The sequence below is a fragment of the Longimicrobium sp. genome, from assembly GCF_036280135.1.
Taxonomy (GTDB): Bacteria; Gemmatimonadota; Gemmatimonadetes; order Longimicrobiales; family Longimicrobiaceae; genus Longimicrobium.
This window is the reverse complement of sequence record NZ_DASURI010000654.1, coordinates 1-3796: the sequence shown is the minus strand read 5'-3', so window position 1 is coordinate 3796 and position 3796 is coordinate 1. Positions and strand designations below refer to the sequence as shown.

Genomic DNA, 3796 nt, shown 5'->3' with positions numbered 1-3796 from the left:
TTCTTTCTCGAATACCAGGTCGCTGGCTTCGTGCTGCTCGGTGCGGTGGTCCTCGTGATCACCGGCGGTGAGGCGCTGTACGCCGACATGGGGCACTTCGGCCGGCGGCCGATCCGGATGGCGTGGTTCGCCATCGTGCTGCCCGCGCTGCTGCTCAACTACTTCGGGCAGGGCGCGATGCTGATCGGCGACCCGAGCGCCGTCGCGAACCCGTTCTTCCGCATGGTGCCGCAGTGGGCGCTGCTGCCGGTCGTCGTGATCGCGACGGTCGCGGCGGTGATCGCGTCGCAGGCGCTGATCTCGGGCGCGTTCTCCCTCACGCTGCAGGCCGTGCAGCTCGGCTACAGCCCGCGCGTGCAGATCGAGCACACGTCGGCGCGGGCGATGGGACAGATCTACATCCCCCAGGTCAACTGGCTGCTGATGATCTCGTGCATCGGCCTGGTGATCGGCTTTCGCGACAGCAGCCACGTGGCCGCGGCGTACGGCGTGGCCGTGACGCTGACGATGGTGATCACCACGCTGCTGCTGTTCCGGGTGGAGCGCGAGCGGTGGCGGTGGCCGCTGTGGGCGTCGGCGCTGTTCACGACGGTGTTCCTGGCCATCGACCTGGCGTTCTTTGGCGCCAACGTGGTCAAGATCCCGCACGGCGGCTGGTTTCCGCTCGTCGTCGGGGCCGTCATCTTCACGCTGATGTCCACGTGGAAGACGGGCCGTCGCATCCTGGCCGAGCGGCTGAACGCGGGGACGCTGCCCGTGGAGCTGTTCCTGAAGGACGTGGCCGCGCGGCCGCCGCACCGCGTGCCGGGCACGGCCGTGTTCATGTACGGCAACCCCAACGGTACGCCCCCGGCGCTGCTGCACAGCCTGAAGCACTACAAGGTGCTGCACGAGCGCACGGTGTTCCTGGCCGTGACCACGGAGGAGGTGCCGCACCTGCACGACGCCGAGCGGCTGGAGGTGACGGAGCTGGGGCACGGGTTCTACCGCATCGCCATCCGCTTCGGCTTCATGGAGGACCCGGACGTGCCGGCGGCGCTGGCGCGGGTGCAGGTGCCGGGGCTGGACCTGAGCCCCGGGCGCACGAGCTACTTCCTGGGCCGCGAGACGCTCATCCCGTCCAACGAGCGGGGGATGGCCACCTGGCGCGAGAAACTGTTCGCGATCATGTCCCGCAACGCCCGTCCGGCAACGGCGTTCTTTGGCCTGCCGCCCAACCGCGTCGTGGAGCTGGGCGCGCAGATCCGGCTCTGAACGGCAACGGCAACGGCTCTCTCACGCAGAGGGAGCAGAGGCAGCAGTACTGCAACTGCGTGGGCACCACGCGAGGAACCTCGTCTCCGCGCCGAAATGGGGTACTCTGCTGCCTCTGCTCCCTCTGCGTGAGAACGTCGTAAGGCCTTCCCGGGCATGAAGCACGAGGGGCGCGGGGAGAACTCTCCCCGCGCCCTCTGCGCCTCCGCGGCCCTGCGTGAGAAAGCCGTTCGCCGGTCGATCAGTTCCAGGGCTTGAGGACGACCTTGATGCAGCCGTCCTCCTTGTCGCGGAACGTCTTGTACATGTCCGGGCCCTTCTCGATGGGCACCGTGTGCGTGATGATGAACGAGGGGTCGATCTCGCCGGCCTCGATGCGGCGCAGGAGCTCCTCGTGGTACGCCTGCACGTGCGTCTGGCCCGTCTTGATCGTGAGGCCCTTGTTCATCAGCGCGCCCACGGGGATCTTGTCGGCCACGCCCAGGTACACGCCGGGAATGGAGATCGTCCCCGCCGGCCGGCAGCACATGATGGCCTCGCGCAGCACGTGCACCCGGTCGGTCTCCTGCATCAGCATCGTCTTGACCTTGTCGTAGACGGCGTCGATGGAGCCCGTGCCGTGCGCCTCGGCGCCCACGGAGTCGATGCACCGGTCCGGGCCGCGCCCCTTGGTCATCTCCATCAGCGCGTCGTAGACCCCCACCTCCTTGAAGTCGATGGTCTCCGCGCGCCCCGCCGACCGCGCCAGGGCCAGCCGCTCGGGCACCGTGTCGATGGCAATCACCCGCCCGGCGCCCTGCATCCAGCAGCTCTGGATGGTCATCTGCCCCACCGGGCCGCATCCCCACACGGCCACCGTGTCGCCTGGCTGGATCTCGGCGTTCAGCGCGGCCATCCACCCGGTCGGAAAGATGTCGGACAGGAAGAGCACCTTCTCGTCCGGCAGGTCGCTGTCGATGCGCAGGGGGCCCACGTCGGCGTACGGCACGCGAAGGTACTGCGCCTGCCCGCCCGCGAACCCGCCCGTCATGTGCGAGTAGCCAAAGAGCCCGGCCGTGGTGTGGCCGATCATCTTCTTGGGGATCTCCGGGTTGCGGTTGGTGGTCTCGCACACGGAGTAGAAGTTGTTCTGGCAAAACCAGCAGGCGCCGCACGAGATGGTGAAGGGGATCACCACGCGGTCGCCCTTCTTGATGCGCTTGACCGCGGGCCCCACCTCCTCGACGATGCCCATGGGCTCGTGCCCCAGGATGTCGCCGGGCTCCATGAAGGGGTTGAAGCCGTCGTACAGGTGCAGGTCGCTGCCGCAGATGGCCGTGGAGGTGATGCGGATGATGGCGTCCGTGGGATCCACGATGGTGGGATCCGGGACCTCCTCGCACTTGATGCTGGACCTGCCGTGCCACGTCAATGCCTTCATGGTGCCCGTCCTCCCGTCCGCCTGGATTCCGAAAATCCGGCCGCCGCTCCCCGCGAGCGGCGGCCCCCCGTCCCAATCCGGCCCGTCACTCCGCGTAGCGCCGGCTGAGCTGCCGCGCGCAGAGCACGTCCAGCGCCATCACGCCCGCCACGGCGCCCATGGCCAGCAGCACGTTGCGCTTGCGCGGGTTGTCGGGCGTGAGCGCCGTGGCCAGCGTGCCCAGGTCCAGCACGTCGCCCGCCACGCGCCCCCACACCCACCCGGCCGGCCGGCGCTCCGTGAGGATGCCGATGCCCGTGCCGATCTCGCGCACGCCGTAGCCCTGCACGAGCGCCTTGCGCCCCTCCACGCCCAGCCACTCCTCCAGGGCGCGCGGGGCCAGGAGCTCCGCCGCGCCCAGCCCCAGGCTGAACCAGCCCAGGAAGTTGGCCAGCGTCTGCCCGTCGTCCGCGCGGCGCTCCACGGCCAGGTCCCAGCCGGGCGTCCTGGTGCCCGTCCCCAGCATGGGCGCCTGCTCCGGCGAGAAAGCCGCCGTCCGCGGCGGCGCGTCCATCGTGGTGCTCATTGCTCCTCCTGCGTCGGGTGCCTGGCCTGCCGGGCCCCCTGCGGCCCGGCGGAGCGCGTTCCCCTTGCACGCACAGTGCCGTAAACCCCAACAGCCACTGATTTTGCTCACGCAGAGCCGCAGAGGGCGCAGAGTACTTCATCCCGGGACGAAAGTACGCTGCGCCTCCGCGGCTCTGCGTGAGAAATCTTTTTTCAGTGGGGCTTGCAGGCGCCGTCCGCGTGCAGGCGGCGGCGGAACTCGACGGCGACAGAGGGAAGGTGGTCGCGGCGGGCGCGCAGGGTGCGCGTGAGCTCCGCGCCCGTCAGGCGGACATAGGGTTCCGGCATCTGGCCCACGGAGGCCGCGATGGTGCTGTCCGTCAGCACGGAACGCAGGCGGGCGGCGGCGGAGTCCCACGCGGCGGAGGGCAGGGGGCACAGGAAGCGCGCGTCCAGGGGCGCCGCGTCCACCATCAATCCGCCCACGTCCCGGATCTCGCCGTCGAAGCGCACGATCTTGGGGTCCGCGCGCCGCGCCAGGGCGGGGAACAGTCCGCCGTAGCGCACGAAGGCGTA

The 3796-nt window shown here is 69.7% G+C and carries 3 protein-coding genes and 1 pseudogene; 1 reads left to right on the top strand and 3 read right to left on the bottom strand.

Annotated features, from left to right (window positions below; all coding sequences use genetic code 11):
- Nucleotides 1-1254, top strand: a 1254-nt coding sequence (locus tag VFZ20_RS21310; RefSeq protein ID WP_329685965.1) for a KUP/HAK/KT family potassium transporter, incomplete at its 5' end; no start/stop codon positions are given.
- 241 nt (nucleotides 1255-1495) lie between these two features.
- Here the strand turns inward: VFZ20_RS21310 and VFZ20_RS21305 are convergent.
- The 3 genes and pseudogenes from VFZ20_RS21305 to VFZ20_RS21295 form a co-directional block, all read right to left on the bottom strand.
- On the bottom strand, nucleotides 1496-2674 hold the full coding sequence (locus tag VFZ20_RS21305; RefSeq protein WP_329685964.1) for a zinc-dependent alcohol dehydrogenase: 1179 nt from the start codon (nucleotides 2672-2674) through the stop codon (nucleotides 1496-1498).
- Between the two features lie 85 nt (nucleotides 2675-2759).
- On the bottom strand, nucleotides 2760-3239 hold the full coding sequence (locus tag VFZ20_RS21300; RefSeq protein ID WP_329685963.1) for a hypothetical protein: 480 nt from the start codon (nucleotides 3237-3239) through the stop codon (nucleotides 2760-2762).
- 194 nt (nucleotides 3240-3433) lie between these two features.
- Nucleotides 3434-3796, bottom strand: a pseudogene (locus tag VFZ20_RS21295) (hypothetical protein); the annotation flags it as partial.